Here is a 17,926-nt window from a genome sequence, read left to right as displayed (position 1 = left end):
CAAACAAAAGATGCCGAATGCAGAAAGCACTTTTTCCACATTCGACACTTATCCTTTTTTATTCTTCTGTCACAGAATCTGTTTCATAAATAAACGTCACATCGCCGGCTGCATCTTCCAAATCAGAAAATGATTGATAGTTTTTCGCCACCTCAATTGTCGCCTTTGCTCTTGTCAACATATCCGCAAGGTCTGTGCCCACAAGGTCGACTACCTTTTCAATGCCTTGCTCATCAAACTGCTTGAGTCCCTCCGATAATTGCATTGATCCATCGGTCAGCTTGCTAATTGCTGACTTAAGTGTCGGCATAGAGGAATCCATCTTGAAGATTCCCTTATACAGCTTCTCCATTCCCTCACTCAAATCACTCGCTCCTTGATCGAGCTTTTTCGTTCCCTGATCAAGCGACTTTACTCCGGAATTTAACGTCTTTGTTGCACTTTGGAGCGTCTGCGTTCCATTATAAAGATCTCGAAGTCCAAGCTTTAATTTCTTCATATTGGTATTAATCGTTGCAGCGCCATCTGCTGCGGATGAAACTCCTGCAGTATAATCTGCAAGCCCTGTATAAAAGGTATTATACTCATCCAAAGAAGCTTTCAGATCTTCTAGCTGTGACGTAACATCTGCCACTTGTGCAAGAGCTGCTTCATAATTTGTCTCTACCATACTATCGATTGCCGCTTGTGTTGCCGCATTAATCGTATCTTCATCCTCCCCGGCCAACGACTCTTCAACCTGCGCCTTAATGGTATCGCGATTTGCCTCAACCTCAGCTTCCACCTTACTTTTCAGCGCGCTCTTAAAGGTATCGCTTCCCAAGGTTTTAATCAAGCCCGAAAGAGAAGTGCTATAGTTATCAATTGTAAGGGTCGGTACTTCAATTCCATAATCAGCTAATGCTGCAATCTGTGTATTAGCTGCCGTTAAAAGCGTTTCAAACACTTCCTTAGCCCCGGTATTTAACGAATCATTATAGGTAGTAAGCTCGCTTAATCCTTCTGACAGCTGCTTTGTTCCTTCATATAACTTAGATGCCCCTTCTTTGGCACTCTTAGCACCACTATTTAAATCACTGACACCTTCAACCAGCGCCGGCATGTTCTTATAAAGTTTATTATGCACCTGCGTATAAAGGGTATCGGTTCCATTCGAAAGCTTATCTGCTCCGCTATCTAACTGTTTTGCCCCTTGTGCCAATTTATCAACACCAGCAATCAGCGTATCGGATTTTTCAAGTAATGTGCTAAGCCCCGTATATAACTGCGATGATCCGTCAAGCAGCTGATCCATGGCCTCAGTAAGCTGATCCATGGCGTCCTCTAAATCCTGTGTGCTGTCCAATTGTGACGTATCAAGGTCGCTAAACAACTCATTCGAAGCAACGGTAACCGTGTTTTGCATTTCAAAATTCTCAACGTCTGCACTGATTTCTACATAATCAGGAAGTTCTATCGTATCCTGATCAAGTGCCAGATCCTCTTGCAGTCCCGGCATTGCAATTCCGGCCACAATGGTTCTCGAACCATCATTAATCAGCTTACCATTCGAAACCTCCACATTGGAAAATACATCATTATCCAGCATGGTTCCAGTCAGCATGATAAACGGCACATAGATGGTCTCATCCTTACCATCAATGGAAACCGTCTGCGTCTGCTGATTGTCGTAATCAAATCGAATCGTCACATGACCACTTTTGCCAATCAACTCTTCTGCTGTAATCGGTTCTCCGTCCAGTTCATAAGATACGCTAAGATTTACCGGCAACTCCTCTTCGATATTGCCACTGTAGGAAATATCATTTCCATCCGTATCCCAGACCTTTGCATTTTCTGAATCCATGCTGTAAGAAGTCTGTTTTACGCCTTCTTGTGTCATCGCATTTTCAATCCAATCACTGACGATTACTTTCTCTGTCTCACCATCCGAACCGGCAATTACATAGACGGTTTCATCCTCTGCTACCTGCTCGCTTTCGTCTGAATCTTCTTTCACCGATTCCGTTTCGGTCGTATCAAGCGCAGTCTCATCCGTATTATTTGCTTTTATACTATATAAACCCGCACCGGCACTTGCAATAACAAGCACGCCGCATATGCCTAGTGTGATTAATTTCTTATATCGTTTGCTCATGGTGGAATACCCCCTTATGTGTTCGTTCTTTACCCGGTCGCATGCCAAGTGTTGTCATCTTAATCAATTTGTCACACAGCGTAAGAAGTGCCGGCAACAAGAAAATAACACACAGCATACTGACAATTGCGCCTCTTGCAAGAAGCATGCACAATGATGAAATAATATCAATTTCCGAATAGACTGCTACGCCAAATGTTGCCGCAAACAATCCAAATCCTGAAACCAGAATGGATGGAATTGTGCTCGAAAGCGCATCTTTCACAGCTTGGTTTCGATCCTTTCCGGCCAGCGTCTCTGCTTTATACTTTGTCGTCAGCAAGATTGCATAATCTACCGTCGCTCCCAGCTGAATCGTACTGATGCAAACCGGTGCAATAAACGGCAATGATTGTCCCATAAAATGCGGCAATCCCAGATTGATAAAGATGGCCAGCTCTATAACTGCGATTAAGATTACCGGCAAAATAAGACTCCGCTCTACCAAAAGAATAATTATAAAAATGGCGATAATCGAAACCGTATTTACCACCTGGAAATCATGCGCCGTTGTATCAATCATATCTTTCATACAAGGTGCTTCACCAATCAGCAGACCATTACTGTCATACCTTTTTAGAATTGTATTTAGCGAATCTATCTGTGCATTCACTTCATCCGATGCAGCCGAATACTCCGAATTAATCAAAAGCAATTCCCACTCATCGCTTTGCAACAGTTCCTTCATCTCATCCGGAATAATCGCCTCCGGCACCTGCGAGCCAATTACAGATTCCAGTCCAAGTACGTAATCTACGCCATCAACCGCTTCCATCTCATCCATCATATCGCGCACTTCACTGTCCTCAAGATCCGCATCTACCAAAACCATATGTGTCGATGCAACATCAAAATCCTCGGACAATTTTGAATTGGCAATCACGACCTCAAGATCCTCCGGCAAAGAAGAAATCATATCATAATAAAGTTCTTCATTTGTCTGCTTATAACCATAATAAGACGGTGGAATCAGCACCGCGAAGATTACCACGAAAATCGGAAACAACTTCACAACTTTTCCTGCCAAACCATTCATATCCGCAAGCAAACTTTTATGTCTCGTCTTTTGCAGCGGCTTATCAAATACCAAAATCAAGGACGGCAGCACCGTAACGCTTCCGATTACCCCGAGCACGACACCTTTCGCCATGACAATACCAAGGTCGGCGCCAAGCGTATAACTCATAAAGCACAAGGCTATGAATCCGGCTATCGTTGTAATGGAACTTCCTGCCACAGCTGTCATTGTCTCGCTGATAGCATGCTTCATTGCCTCATTCTTATCGCTGTAATCCAATCTCTTTTCATTATAGCTATGCCACAAAAAGATCGAGTAATCCATCGTAACTGCAAGCTGCAACACCGCCGATAACGCCTTGGTAATATAAGATATCTCACCAAGAAAAATATTTGTTCCCATATTCAGCAATATCATTAATGCAATACTGACAAGGAAAATAATCGGCACAAGAAATCCGTCTAAGAGCACCATCATCGCTACCGCCGCAAGTACAACAGCAATTCCTACGTAGATTGGCTCTTCCCTCTCGCATAGATCCTTAAGATCCGTTACCATCGCAGACATTCCGGTGATATAAGCCTGCTTTGTCGTCATGCTACGTATCTCCTTAATAGCTGTTATGGTTTCATCTGCAGATGTTGAAGTATCAAAGAAGACCGCCATCATTGTAGTATCTTCATTATTAAACGCATCATATACTTCATCCGGCAGAATCTCCATCGGGATATCCCCTTCAACAAAGCTGTCATACCAAATGACAGACTCTACATGATTCACGTTTTCAATCTTGCTTTTCAATTCCTTTACATCTTCATTTGGCATGTCTTCTAAGAGAATAAAGGAAAATGCTCCTTTCCCAAAATCCTCTAACAATTCATCTTGTCCTATAACCGTTTCCATATCTTCCGGAAGATAGGTAAGCATGTCATAGTTAATTCGCGTCTTCACCATCCCAAGCACCGAAGGAATCATCAGTACCAACACGATAATCAAAATGGGTACGCGAAATTTTACAACTCCTTTTGCTAATCGCATAATCGTTATCCTTCCTTTCCGTTTATACAGTATAGGACTTAACACTTATAATTTGAACGGTCAAAAAAAATGCCGTGCCCAAATTCTGAGCACAGCATTGATATCTGTCTAAATTTTAGACATTTTATTGCAAATGTCTAAAACCATTTCCTTATTTCTTTTAAGAAAGCTTCACAAATCGCTTTACAAATTCTTCCGGAAGGCCTTTCATTGCTTCACAGACACGCTGATAATCCTCCACATCCTCTTCCTTCATACCATCGTTTAGCCATAACAACACAGCACCAAAGCACTCACACTTCAAGATATTTTGTACCATAATGCGATCACGTTCTTCTAATATATATTCCCCAAAAACCTGTTCGCAATAGATTCTAACTACTTCTTCGCACAACTTCTGCAAATATTGTTCAAATATAACCCGATTTACCGAATTATATATATGCAATACCGCCCGTCTGTTATGAAGAGAGAATTCAATCACTAGATTAAATGCTTCCTCAAGCGAACGTATCTGCGGATTTTCCTCGATAATCCGCTCTGCTTCTTCCATCACAATACTTTGAATCAAATCCGGAAGATCCTTGAAATGATAATAAAATGAATTACGATTAATCCCGCACTCCTCCACAAGCGACTTTACCGTAATCTGACTAAGTGGCTTTTCATCTAGCATCTTCCAAAACGTCTCTTTAATTGCTTTTTGCGTAAAATTAGCCATTCTCTTTCTCCCATAACAATTCCATCATAGTAAAAAAGAGGAAAGACATCTGCCTTTCCTCTAAACGAACCCTTTAATTAGTTGAAGATTCTTCTTACTGTAATAATCTTCTTATAATTAACCGGTGATGTATACTTGATACCATCCTTTGCATTAGAAGCATGTACGATTGTGTTATTTCCAACATAGATTGCGACATGTCCTGAATAACATACGATATCACCCGGCTGCATATCACTTGTTGAAACTCCTGTTCCAACACTTCTAAGAGCACTTGATGAATGTGGAAGTGATACGCCAAATGCTTTATATACGCTCATTACAAATCCTGAACAGTCTGTTCCGTTTGTCAAGGATGAACCACCATATACATATGGATTACCAACGAACTGACAAGCATATGCTACTACAGCGCTACCGCTCTTTCCTGAAGCAGAAGAATAACTCTTGCTTGAAGAACTGCTTGAGCTTGATGAGCTGCTTGAGCTTGATGAACTACTTGAGCTGCTTGAGCTTGATGAACTGCTTGAGCTTGATGAGCTACTTGAGCTTGATGAGCTGCTCGTACTTGTTGAACTGCTTGCTGCTGCCTCAGCTTCTGCCTGCGCCTCAGCTGCTTCCTGAGCAAGTCTTGCTTCTTCTTCCTTAGACTCAGCTTCCTCGTATTCATTCTCAACAGTTACATACTCTGCTGATACATATCCCTTAGAACCATCAGAAAGCTTAACCTTAACCCACTCATCTGTTTCCTTGAGTGCTTTTACTTCATCACCTTCTGCTACAAGTGCTACAACTTCAGCATCTGTAGACTTCTTAGCTCTTACTTTCAATGTTGTGGTAGTAACAGTAGCAACTTTCTTCGCTACAGACTCGGCAAGTTCCTCGTCTCCTACTACAATGTATTTTGATTTTACCCATCCGGTAACAGATCCGGATTTGATCTTGGTCCAGCTTCCTTTTGTCTTAATAACAGTTGCTGCACCCTCGTCATATAATTTACCAACAACGGCTGAATCCTTGCTGGCTTTCTTACGAATATTTACATAATCATCAACCTGTGCGATTGCAAGGTCTGCATATTCAGACTTAACGGTATCTTTCTCTTTCTCTGCTGCAGCTGCCTCAGCCTCTGCCTGCGCCTCAGCCTCTGCCTGCGCATCTGCTGTTTCAATTGCGTCCTCTAACGAAAGAGATACACCTGCGACTACTTCTGTTTCAGTTGTTTCAGCTTCCTCACCTTCGATGGCTGTTGCCAAAGTAGTAGATGCTCCTGCTGTAACGGCTCCAAATGATACTACACCGCTACCCGAAATAATCATCATTCCTGAAAGGCATCCACAAGTAAGCTTGATAAACTTTCGATTCATTATATCCTCCAAGTAAATTATTACAAATTTGTTACATTTATTAACTTCACTTGTTGCATTATAGCAAATATACACTTGTTTGTCAAATTATCCAGTTACCTTTTTGACACCACAGTTTTTCCCCATTTTATGCGGTTTTTCAGCATTCAAGGCTGTTTGCGCTTCGATAAATGAACATTAAGTACTAGTTCATTTTTCTTGAATATTTGTAATTATTTCGAAAATATTTGTTTTATCTTTTGCCTTTTTTCTTCCACATTTAACATTATCATTTGATTCGTCCCTATTTTATGGGTTGCATATTTCGTATTTTCGTGCCATAATTGTGTTACTAAAGTACCGACTGAAAGGAGGCTGTCTAGATGGAACTAACCTTAAATGCCATTGAACCAAATATCATTTCAATGTCTAAAGCAAACCAGACTCTGATGCAAGTAGGCACTGCTGTATTAGCTCAAAATCTTGATACTGCCGAAACAATCGGTGACACCATGACGAAGATGATGGAACAATCCGTCAATCCTTCTGTTGGTAGTAATTTTGATATGAGTGTTTGACATTTTGGGATGGTATTATGAGACCAAAAAAGCTGCGAAACCCGCTTATCCGGATTTCACAGCTTTTTTTGTTTTTCTTTCTTACCTTTTGCTACGTGGTTATCATTTTACCAGACGAATCGATTTTTCACCGATTTCAATCTTATGCTCTTTATACAGTCTTCCGACCGCACGCTTAAAAGCATTCTTACTAAGTCCCGTAACGCGCTTGATGGTTTCCGGCGTCGCTTTATCACTAAACGGTAGTACGCCTGCATACTCCTCAATAATCGAAAGTACCTTCTTGGCATCTGCATCCATCTGCACATACGCTTTCTCACGCAATGTAAGATCGAGCTTCCCATCTTCTTTTACGCCCAGCACTCTAGCTTCTACCACCTGACCAATTCTTAGAGAGCGGTGATCTTCCGAATTGGCAATTCGGCCTGAATACTTGTCATCCACAGCCAAAAACGCGCCAAAGTTATCACTAAACTCATACACTCTCGCATGAACCACATCATCTTTTTGATAAGGCGATCTGGTTGCCAGCAAGTGATAGATGCCACGCATGGTTGCGCACAATCGTTCACTCTTGTCTATGTAAAGTGAAACCAGTATCTCATCACCTGCTTTTACTTTGGTCAATTGCTCTTTGTACGGAAGGAACAGATCCTTTTCAAGTCCCCAGTCCAAAAAAGCTCCAATCTTCGTTGTCTCCACAACTGTCAATACCGCATAATTCCCCAGTGTAATCTTAGGTTCATGCACGGTACTGATCAGGCGATCTTGTGAATCCTTATACAAGAAAACTTTAAGTTCATCTCCAACTTGCGTTCCCTGCGGGACCTGTGCTGCCGGAAGCAGCACACGATCCTCGGTATTATCTTTTTGAGCCAGGTAGATTCCAAAATCCACCTTCTTAACCACTGTAAGAGTCTGAAATTCTCCTAATTTCAATATATTATCCTCATATTCTATCTTATTCCGTATTCGTATCTTCTTCCTCGGTCTCACCCGTCGTCTCGTCCGGCTTTATCGCATCATCCTGCGACGTTGTATCATCGCTCGAACCACTTGAGGTATCCCCTTGTATCGTAGTCGAACTACTATCATCCTCATCCTCAGAATCGGTCTTTTTCTTCTTTTTCGATTCTTTTGTATGAATCGTACACTTTACGTTATCCTCGCTAGAGAGCATATATTTACCATCTTGAGAGGAAGACGAACCGCCGGTGATATATACTTTCGTCGTTGTCTCCGGACAATAATCCGTAGCAAGCTGACCAGACTCAGAGCATACCGTAATCGATACATGATGATCACACTTTGCAGTCGGCTCTGTTCCTTCCTCAAAGTATTCTGTCTCTACCATACTACCTCGCTGATCGTTACTACATACTCCGCTGATTGCAAGCTTTCCGGACTTTTTGCAGACCTTGGCCTGAACAATGCCATCGGGGACTTCGAATTCCTTTTCTTCTAGATCTTCATGAATCCGACTCATAACATTCTTCCATAACACTTTCGGATATGCCGTCGAGCTTAGCTGTGAATTGTCATCATATCCGCCCCAAACAACACAGGTATAATACGGTGTATACCCGGCAAACAGTGCATCACGATTCTTCGTCGTTGTTCCGGACTTTCCTGCAGTCGCCATTCCGCTGAAGTTGGCTGTAGTACCGGTACCCTTCGTCATAACATCTTCCATCGCACTTGTCAGAAGAAATGCCGTTGTCTCTTTCAGTACCGTATGCGTCTCCGGTGTATTATCAATTAACACATTACCATCATGATCTAATATCTTCGTGTAGAAGATCGGCTCTGTATAGGTTCCACCATTTGCAATCGTTGCATAAGCTGCGGTCAGTTCCAGATTCGTTACACCATTTGTAATTCCTCCAAGCGCAAGTGCCTGTACAATATCTGAATCCGTAAGGGTTGTAAATCCAAAATTGAGCAGATAATCATAGCCAACCTGTGGCGTAATATCCGTCAACGTCTTAACGGTTACAACATTGATGGAATTGGTAATTGCCTGACGGATCGTTGTAAATCCTCGATATGTATTATCGTAGTTATTAACTTTCGTACCATTCGAGTAGGTATATGGCGCATCATCCTGCACCGTCGCCAATGTCATACCGCCTGCATCTAGTGCCGGTGCATAAGCTGCCAACACCTTAAAGGTAGAGCCCGGCTGCCGGGTGGTATCCGTTGCACGGTTTAGCGTCTTCGATGCCGTCTTTTCTCCACGGCCACCGACTAGTGCTTTCACTTCACCGGTTGACTGATCCATAATCGTCATCGCTGCCTGCGGTTCCAAAATCAAGCTAAAGACTTCTCCATTTTCTACAACTTCATCGCCTTCTTCCATGACCGCATTCTTGTATTTCTCAACCGCTTCCTTACACTCTTCTTCACTTGAAAATACAATGTCATAATCCGGATCTTCTGATTGATAATACGAAAGCATGGTATTCTCATCATAATTTTCAATGGTGCCATCTTCCTTCTCAATCGTCAATGCATATGAGAAAGAGTATTCCGTTCCTACCGCATAATTGTCCGGATCGGATACTTCTTCATCGCAAATCTCTTGAATATCCGGGTCTTGTGTCGAATAAATCGACAAACCACCATTGTACAATGCCTTGTACGCCTGCGTCTCACTATATCCAAGCTTTTCCTGCAGATCTTCTATTACCTGCTCGGTTAATTCGTCAACAAAATAGGAATAGACATCTTCATCTTCGGATTCTTCTACCTGTGCATTTACCACCTGAATGCGCTCATAAACATCATCCGCCATCGCCTCATCATATTCTGACTGATCAATATATCCTTGTTCTAACATATTTCCCAGAACAAGTTCGCGCCGCTGTGCATTCTCATCCGGATTAGAGATTGGATTGTACTTCACAGGATTCTTGGTGATACCTGCAATAACGGCTGCTTCGGAAAGAGTCAGTTCCGATACATCTTTTCCAAAATAACGCTCTGATGCAGCCTGTACACCAAGACAGTTTTGTCCAAGGTTAATGGTATTAAGATAGTTCTCCAAAATCCATTCTTTTGAATATTCTTTTTCCAGCTGTATCGCCAGATACTGTTCTTGAATCTTACGTGTAATCTTCTCCTTCATCGTCGACTCACTCGTCCAATCCGTAAACACGTTGTTCTTAAGCAACTGCTGCGTGATTGTCGATGCGCCTTCCGTCTTGGTAAAACCACTTTTTATTCCTTTAAACAGTGCTCTTGCAATACCTCGAAGATCCACTCCATTATGTTCATAAAATCGTTCATCCTCAATTGCAACAAATGCATGCTGCATATCCTCCGGAATCTCATCTATGGTTACATAGACTCGATTCGACCCCGACGCCACAAGCGTGGCAATCTCATTATTCTCACTGTCATATACCGTGGACAGATATCCGGTTGGCGATGCATCTATGTCTTCGATATCCGGCGCTTCCGCTATGATATCGCTGACAACTTTATAACCGGTCACGGCTCCGACAGCCAGCACTGCCAATATGCAAATCAGCAGCGTCTTCCCAAATACAACAACAAACTTCTTCTTTTTCTTCGTCTTCTTAGACTTTATCTTCGTTTGTTTCTCTTGGGCATGCTTTTTTCCGTAATTCATATCTTCCTCCTTTGTTGTCCATATGTTCCGTTGCAAAAAGCATATAGCCGTCTAATAGTATACCACATTTTACACTTTCACAAAAGATTCCGAAAAATTCCTAAGTTTTTCGCCACTTTACCGATGCAATCCACACCCAAAAAATGGTAATATAGTCATATATATAATCAAAAGAAGGGAGATGTCCTTCATTATGGGCACAACAAAAGCTAGGGATTACATGTTCGACACCTTTCGTGGTCTGCTCATGTTATCCATTCCGATGTCACATTTTACCAAGATGACCGGAAATCTTTATTCAGAACTTTATTTAAATGGATCTTTTCCAAAGGACAGCCTATTTGGCTTTGTGTACATTACCATTAATGTATTTGTCATGCAGGCCTTTATGTTCTTGTCCGGCTTCTTTTCTAAAAAGCCGGAGCGTGCAAGGCAGACTGCCTGGTCTACCTTTATGTGGCCTTACCTTGTATTTACCTTTTTATACTTCTTTGTCAGATGGGGCTTCTTTGGAAACGCACATTTGACCTTTTTGTCACCACCATTTGCTTTATGGTTTTTGTGGGCACTATTCTTCTACCGTTTCTTCTTAATCGATATGGTGAAGTTTCGCTGGCTGTTACCGGTTGGTCTGATTTTATACTTTGTGGCCGGCATGGTTCAAGAATGGGGCGATTTTCTTGCGCTTGGCAGAGTGCTTTCCTACTTTGTATTCTTCTTATTCGGATACTACTGTTCTAAGGAGCGCCTCGCATGGTTCCAGCAGCTTAAGACGAAGAAGGGCATACTTGTTATTCTTGCCGCAGTGCTTGTTGCCAGTTCCATCTTGCTTTGCAAGTTCGGTCCAAGTGTCGGCTGGTATCTGCTGCGCGAATCCTACCACAGCTATCACATGCAGCTTTGGCAGGATGTCCTGCTTAGACTTATGGTCCTTGTTCTTTCTACAGGCTGGATTATTTTGATGATTAACATCATTCCTTCTAAGAAAGGTTTTCTAGCCTATGTTGGTGCTAACACCATGCCAATCTACATGTTCCATCTTACCTTGCGATATGTCATCGAGTTCAAGGGATTATATGTGGGATTTGTTGCCTGTCTGGTGGTTGCCTGGTTTGGCATCCTTGGTATAATCGGTCAAAAAATGAAACATAAAGGTGTCTACATTGCTTGCATCATAATTTCTGCCGCCTGCGCTGTCGCTTTGTTTGCATCCGGTCTTTTGAAATCATGGTACGGCTTATGCCCGCACTCCATCGTCTTGACCTACATCCTGTGTTACGCGGGTGCCATCATGGTTGGCATTGCCTTCGTTTCACCGTTTTGGATTAAACTCTATGATTTACTCGTTGGCGGCACAGGCAAGCTGCCACAGCTTACTCGTTGGCTGAAAGGTCCAGGTTATGAAGCAGAAGATTAAATATATCCTTGTGCCGGTTGCGATCGCTTTGATCGCGCTGGCACTACTGTTTTTCACTCACAATTCTACATATCAAAACCGCGAGATTTCTTTGTTTTTGGAAAATGAAAGAGACTCCTACAACTATGTAGAAATCTCTCTTCCTAAAACCAAAGGTTCTCACCCTATTATATTTCTTGCACACGGTTTTGGTGGCTCTATTGGTTCCGGCGGCGCAAGGGATCTTGCCGCTTCTCTATCCGATGCCGGCTTTATTGCTGTGCGCATCGACTTTAATCCTTACACAGCCAAGTCACTTCACGCCGACCGTGTCAATTCTTATTCTTTATCTGATATGACCAGTGAAGCTCTACTTGCCATTCACTATGTCGCCGACCACTACAATGGGGATCTAGACGCTGTCGCTCTTTATGGACGCAGCTATGGCGGTCGCCTTGTCATGCAAATGGCAAATTCCTCCGCCGGCGATATCGACTTTCAAGCGCTCGCTCTTATCGCACCGGCCGGTGATGATGTCGCATTTACCCGCTTTCTTGGCGGCGAGGAGCAATATCATGCCCTTCGCGATGAAGCCTTTTCTTCAACAAAAGGGTATTCTCTAAAAAACGGCCTCCATCTCACTCCCGAATGGTTCGAAGATATCGAATCTTACAATCCTTGTGACACTTCTATAAACTTCGGTGACAAACCGGTTCTTCTTTACTACAACACGCTCGATCAGATTGTCTATCCGGACACTGCCCTTCGCTGCGCAAAGTCTTATGCCAACTGCGAAACTATCAAGGTTACAAGCGAAGATGGCCATGGGTTTGAGATGGGATATGACTCTTCTGAATTAAAGGACTCAATTATTCAGAAGGTGACGGAGTTTTTTGTGGAGAATGTAGGGATGTAAGATAGGTATTCGTATTTTATTTCTTCTTTATTGTATCCTTTATTTTCTTAAGAACACCTTTCTTTTTTTTCATACTTTCTACTTCACTCTCTAATTCCGCAATTCGAGCCTCTCTATTTGCTATTTTTTTCTTCATTTTTTCAATACGTTCATTTTTTTTTGCTAATTTTGCTTTAAGTTCTTTAATTTTATTTCCACGTTCCGTCTTTTCCCTATAAGTAGACTGAAGTTTTGCATTGATCTGTGACTTTTCCTTATAGGTTCTTTGGAGTTTATCATTTAATTCCTTTCTATCCAACTTATACTGATTCACTAAGGAACTATGAAAATATTTTAACTCTTCTAATAAAATTAATTCTTCACACTCTCCATCATTGATAGCTTGTAAATCATCAATTAGTTTTCTCCATAATTCTATAATATCTATTTCATCATATTTATTATAAGAATCTTGTGCCAGCCTACTTTGTTGCCTCCACAAATCCGAATTTGTAAGTAACTCTACGATTTTTTCCGCTGCTTCACGTACATGCCCTTGAGGCACCGTTGTATACCCTTCCATACACTGATTAAATGTTAACCACGGAATTTCATATTTAACAATTGGAAGTCCATGGGCTGCAGCCTCAAATAAAGTAAGCGAAAAACCTTCATATCTACTCGTAAACAGCAGTACATCTGCTTCCGAATAATACTTATCCACATCCTTTTGAAATCCTGCAAGGTAGATATTTTTTTCTAAACCTCTCCTAACGATTTCTCCCCTTAGGTTATCAACGATTTCTTTTTCTCCGTCACCAACAACAACACATTTAACATCAGGTACAAAAACTGCAACCCTTTCTATTACTTCAACAATATCTAAAGGCTGCTTTTCCTTTGACAACCTCCCTACCCACAAAACAGTATTTTGCCCTTCTTTTTTTCTTGGCAGTTTGTTGTATGTTTTCTCCAATTTGTTTGGAATATAATAAACATTGGGATTAATCGTTTTCCAATACATTTTATCTACTTCTGATAAAACAACGATTGCGTCAACCATAGCATAACTACTCATCGTCTCCTCAACCGCATTTCCTTTGAACTCCCACATGGTTCCAGCTGCACTATGAGAATGCGCAATTACCGCTGGATGTGATGGATGTGATTTAACTACCGATATATCCCAAAAAAAGGGTTGAATATTCCACATAGAGTCAATAAATGCATCAATATGATAAGTATCTATAACACGATATAATGCATCTGCTCTTTCACCATATTTTTTCTTACTGTATTCCAAATAATTCGGAATCGTTACTCGTGTCACATTTTCATCAATTTTATATTCTCCGTCTTGAGGTTGCTCGTCTGTTATCAAAATAATGTTATATTTTTGCCCATTACCTAACCGAGCAAACTCTGATGCTAAATTTGCAACCACTCTCTGTGCACCACCATTTTTTATATTTCGATAGTAAAAAGCAATATTGGTAATCCTTTTGGGTTTATATCTAAGCTCCGGTAACCCTCTAAAAATTTTTGCAAATTCAGGACGGAATTCCCATCCCATCTTCGCTATTTCTCGGATCATTTCAAACATATTTGCTTCCATATTTTCCATCAAAATACGGATTGCCTTCTCCCTATCTTCAGACACAACATTATTTCTAAGCTTACCTAGCTGTTCATTCAGTAATCGTTCATGAATATTGTCAAGCACTTCATGAAATGAACTTTTATTATTCGGATTACCAAATTTCGATATATTTTTATACACTAACCAGCTTTGGCAACACTTCGTATAATCATTTAATGACATCCTATTACGCCCTGTCATTCCCCGTCCAAAGCAATAATGGTATAGCTTATCTTCTATTCCACAATAAGATTTTGCATAATATAGAATGAAAAATGCAGCATAAAGATCATTCGCCTTAGGGAATTCACCATCTTCCACTTCTAACATTGCCTTTCTGCACAAATCACCATTATATATCTTATTCCAAATTGTAAACGAGAATTTTCTTTCTAGAAAACACTGTTCCAATAAATCCCCTTCAATTCTTTCAACAGTTGGCATCAAAGCATTCTCATTGCTTTTAATACGGCTATCCGGAACCCCACCAAAATTTTCTACCTTTGTTCCAAATTGAACAATATCAACAGCTTCTGTTTCAATGGTTTGTAACGCTATTTCACAAGCATTCGCTTCTAAATAATCATCCGCATCTACAAACATAATGTATTCACCCGTGCTACGAAGAACTCCATCCTTCCTACATTGAGCTGCTTTTTTATTTACTGTCTGTTGAATTAAAACTATATTCTCATTGGTTTCTTTCCATTTATTTATTACATCCACTGTATTATCTGTTGAATTATCATCAACTAAAATTAATTCTATATTTTTTTCTGTTTGGTTAATCAAACTTTCAATACACTGATTCACATACTTCCCAACATTATATGTTGGAATAATTATCGAGATTTTTTTTTCATTGCCCATCTCTTCTCTCCTCCATTGATACATTTGTTGCTCTATGCTAATACCCCTTCTATTCATTCCGAGACACAAACAACTTACTAACAACATAGTTTATCACAATTACTACAGTCTGTGCCACGCTTTTAACCGTAAAATACGAAATACCCAGATTCATTTTGTAGTATATACAAGCCAACATATTTGATAGATTTTTTGGCAGTTTTTGAATTGATATGTTACTATAGACGCTGGTTACACACAACGTGATGTAATCTAACTTTTGGAGGTCGGTACAATGCTTTTTGTTAGTTTGGTTTTTTTGTTTCTTTTTTTGCCTTTGAACTTAGGCTTATATTATTTGTTAAAAGGACATCGGAAGATACAAAATATAATTTTATTTCTTGCTAGTCTGTTTTTTTATGCTTGGGGGGAACCAAAATTTTTAGTGATACTGATTGTATCAATTATAGTCAATTGGGCGCTTGCAGTATTAATAGCAAGGAATAAGATTAGAATCATTAAGAAAACCCTGTTGTCAATATCCATAATATTAAATATTGGAATGCTTTTCGTTTTCAAATATTTGAATTTTTTTGTGAACCAAATAAATTGTTTGGATGGGATAAATATTACAATAAAAGAAATTGCATTACCAATAGGAATCTCCTTTTTTACTTTTCAGGCTTTATCTTATGTTGTGGATGTATATAGGGGAGAAAAGTGTCAGAAGAGCCCATTTTATGTTGGATTATATATAGCTTTTTTCCCACAATTGATTGCGGGACCGATTGTAAGATATAATTCCATAGAGAGTCAGATTATGAATAGAAGGGAGACTATAGAAGGGTTTAAGCAAGGAATTATACGTTTTACGCAAGGGTTTGTAAAAAAAGTTCTACTAGCAAATACAATGGCCGTTATTGCTGATAAAGCATTTGAGACAGTGGGGGGAAATCTTACTGTAAGCTTTGCTTGGCTAGGTGCAGTGGCGTATACGTTGCAAATCTTTTTTGATTTTTCTGGATATTCAGATATGGCCATCGGTCTTGGAAAAATGTTTGGCTTCAATTTTGAAGAAAATTTTAATTTCCCATATATGTCAAAATCTATAACAGAGTTTTGGAGAAGATGGCATATATCCCTTAGTACATGGTTTAGAGATTATGTATATATTCCAATCGGTGGGAATAGAACAGGTAGTTCTTTGCGAAATTATTTTAATTTATTTGTTGTGTGGCTGCTGACGGGAGTATGGCATGGAGCAAATTGGACGTTTATTGCTTGGGGCTTGCTGTATTTTGTATTTTTAATTTTGGAAAAAGCTACTGCTTATGGTGTATTTATAAAGAAGCACAAAATTATAGGTCATATCTATACGTTATTTGTTGTAAATTTGTTATGGGTAATATTTAGAGCCGATGGAATCAAACAGGCATTGCTATATATTAGAACAATGTTCGGAATTGCGAATGTGGAGTTCTATTCAGGACAAATGTGGGTATATATTAAAGAAAATATTGTTTATTTGTGCTTTGCAATACTTTTATCTACAAATATATTATCTCGAATAAAAAAAGCATTGGTTCAAAGAACAATTAATAGCACACGCAAGCAAGTGTTTATCCATGTTGTAGGCGAATTGTGTTTATTTGTTTTATTTCTAGTTGCAATTGTTTATGTTATAAATGGAACATATAATCCGTTTATATATTTTCATTTTTAATAATAAATAACGGGGTATAATGTCATGAAAAAATCAATTATAAAAGAAAATAAAAGTGGAACCATCTTGTTCATATTGTTTTTGGCGGTAATCATTTGTGGCTTTTTGTTTTCTTTGGTACATCTACAGGAAATAGTTGCTACCGGGAAAGAAAAAGTTTTAGGTGCCATATCTGATGACTGTTCGGTTGAAGAAGTACCTGATGCATTTGAAGAATATTACGATTCATTGTATTCAAGTCAATCCTGGAGTTTGGATATGTTTTCGCTTACACAGCTAGCTTTAGGAAAGCATGAGACAAGAAATTTTGAAGTTTTGAAGTCTGATAGTGGAGCTTTATATTTACAGGGGACAGAGGGAGAAATTGATAAAGAACAACTTCATATAATGGCTGAGCAATGTAAGCAACTATATAATACTACCAAAGAATATGGTGGATATTTCTTGTATGTTCAAACTCCATATAAGAATGTTGGACAGGTTTCAGAATTAGCAGAGTATTCGGAAGATACAAAAGAGGAAAGTGAGAGCTATTTAGACAGCCTTCTCATTGAAGATGGTATACCGGTATTGGACTTGAGAAATTATGTAACCGGTAAACCATCGGTACCTCGTAACTAGCATGTTCATTTGAGATAATTCCTGTAGTTAAACTTTATAGAGTCTATAGACTCCATATACTCTATAGAGTCCATATAGTCTATGAACTACGGGAGGTTATCAGATGAACAATCCAACAACAATTAAACAAAACATGCGACTTCAGAAATGGATTGCTGAAGTTGAAGCTTACAAATCTCGTCCGGCCGACATGACAGGCACTGAATGGCTTGAATTACACGGAATCAATCGTGCAACTTTTTACAGTCATCTTCGCAAGGTTCAAGCGCATTACCTTGATTCCTTGGAGCAA

At 40.0% G+C, this 17,926-nt stretch carries 12 protein-coding genes and 1 pseudogene; 6 read left to right on the top strand and 7 right to left on the bottom strand.

The window, feature by feature from the left end; translation table 11 throughout:
* Positions 1-58 precede the first annotated feature (58 nt).
* From BLS20_RS11325 to BLS20_RS11310, 4 genes are all read right to left on the bottom strand, one after another.
* Positions 59-2,137, bottom strand: a complete 2,079-nt coding sequence (locus BLS20_RS11325) for a hypothetical protein (RefSeq protein ID WP_090174479.1) — start codon at positions 2,135-2,137, stop codon at positions 59-61.
* The gene (locus BLS20_RS11320) at positions 2,121-4,232 is read right to left on the bottom strand and encodes an efflux RND transporter permease subunit (RefSeq protein WP_090174478.1); all 2,112 of its coding nucleotides are present in this window, start codon (positions 4,230-4,232) and stop codon (positions 2,121-2,123) included. The genes BLS20_RS11325 and BLS20_RS11320 overlap by 17 nt, the downstream gene beginning before the upstream one ends.
* 160 nt (positions 4,233-4,392) lie before the next feature.
* On the bottom strand, positions 4,393-4,953 hold the full coding sequence (locus BLS20_RS11315) for a TetR/AcrR family transcriptional regulator (RefSeq protein WP_090174477.1): 561 nt from the start codon (positions 4,951-4,953) through the stop codon (positions 4,393-4,395).
* Between the two features lie 77 nt (positions 4,954-5,030).
* The gene (locus BLS20_RS11310) at positions 5,031-6,320 is read right to left on the bottom strand and encodes a C40 family peptidase (protein WP_090174476.1); all 1,290 of its coding nucleotides are present in this window, start codon (positions 6,318-6,320) and stop codon (positions 5,031-5,033) included.
* A gap of 362 nt (positions 6,321-6,682) precedes the next feature.
* On the opposite strand from BLS20_RS11310, the gene BLS20_RS11305 reads away from it, so the two are divergent.
* On the top strand, positions 6,683-6,877 hold the full coding sequence (locus BLS20_RS11305; protein WP_242870579.1) for a YjfB family protein: 195 nt from the start codon (positions 6,683-6,685) through the stop codon (positions 6,875-6,877).
* 102 nt (positions 6,878-6,979) lie between these two features.
* Here the strand turns inward: BLS20_RS11305 and BLS20_RS11300 are convergent, their stop codons facing one another.
* Both BLS20_RS11300 and BLS20_RS11295 read right to left on the bottom strand, forming a co-directional pair.
* On the bottom strand, positions 6,980-7,819 hold the full coding sequence (locus BLS20_RS11300; RefSeq protein ID WP_423230186.1) for a CvfB family protein: 840 nt from the start codon (positions 7,817-7,819) through the stop codon (positions 6,980-6,982).
* Between the two features lie 19 nt (positions 7,820-7,838).
* Positions 7,839-10,511: a transglycosylase domain-containing protein gene (locus BLS20_RS11295; RefSeq protein WP_090174474.1), complete on the bottom strand. Its 2,673-nt coding sequence runs from the start codon at positions 10,509-10,511 to the stop codon at positions 7,839-7,841.
* 193 nt (positions 10,512-10,704) lie between these two features.
* Here BLS20_RS11295 and BLS20_RS11290 point away from each other — a divergent pair, with 193 nt between their 5' ends.
* Together BLS20_RS11290 and BLS20_RS11285 are read left to right on the top strand one after the other, a co-directional pair.
* Complete coding sequence (locus tag BLS20_RS11290; protein WP_090174473.1) at positions 10,705-11,928, top strand: acyltransferase family protein; 1,224 nt, start codon at positions 10,705-10,707, stop codon at positions 11,926-11,928.
* The gene (locus BLS20_RS11285; protein WP_090174472.1) at positions 11,912-12,823 is read left to right on the top strand and encodes an alpha/beta hydrolase family protein; all 912 of its coding nucleotides are present in this window, start codon (positions 11,912-11,914) and stop codon (positions 12,821-12,823) included. Before BLS20_RS11290 ends, BLS20_RS11285 begins: the two co-directional genes overlap by 17 nt.
* A 16-nt stretch (positions 12,824-12,839) precedes the next feature.
* Here BLS20_RS11285 and BLS20_RS11280 read toward each other — a convergent pair whose 3' ends face one another.
* The gene (locus tag BLS20_RS11280) at positions 12,840-15,311 is read right to left on the bottom strand and encodes a glycosyltransferase (RefSeq protein ID WP_176762394.1); all 2,472 of its coding nucleotides are present in this window, start codon (positions 15,309-15,311) and stop codon (positions 12,840-12,842) included.
* 274 nt (positions 15,312-15,585) lie between these two features.
* Here BLS20_RS11280 and BLS20_RS11275 point away from each other — a divergent pair, with 274 nt between their 5' ends.
* The 3 genes and pseudogenes from BLS20_RS11275 to BLS20_RS11265 form a co-directional block, all read left to right on the top strand.
* The gene (locus BLS20_RS11275) at positions 15,586-17,013 is read left to right on the top strand and encodes an MBOAT family O-acyltransferase (RefSeq protein ID WP_090174470.1); all 1,428 of its coding nucleotides are present in this window, start codon (positions 15,586-15,588) and stop codon (positions 17,011-17,013) included.
* 24 nt (positions 17,014-17,037) lie between these two features.
* Positions 17,038-17,634 (top strand): hypothetical protein, encoded by a 597-nt coding sequence (locus tag BLS20_RS11270; RefSeq protein ID WP_090174469.1) that lies wholly within the window; start codon positions 17,038-17,040, stop codon positions 17,632-17,634.
* A 103-nt stretch (positions 17,635-17,737) separates the two neighbouring features.
* Positions 17,738-17,926, top strand: a pseudogene (locus BLS20_RS11265) (hypothetical protein); the annotation flags it as partial.

The organism is Eubacterium oxidoreducens (genome assembly GCF_900104415.1).
Classification (GTDB): Bacteria; Bacillota; Clostridia; order Lachnospirales; family Lachnospiraceae; genus Eubacterium_C; species Eubacterium_C oxidoreducens.
The sequence above is the reverse complement of the archived record's forward strand: the minus strand, read 5'-3'. Positions and strand labels throughout refer to the sequence as shown.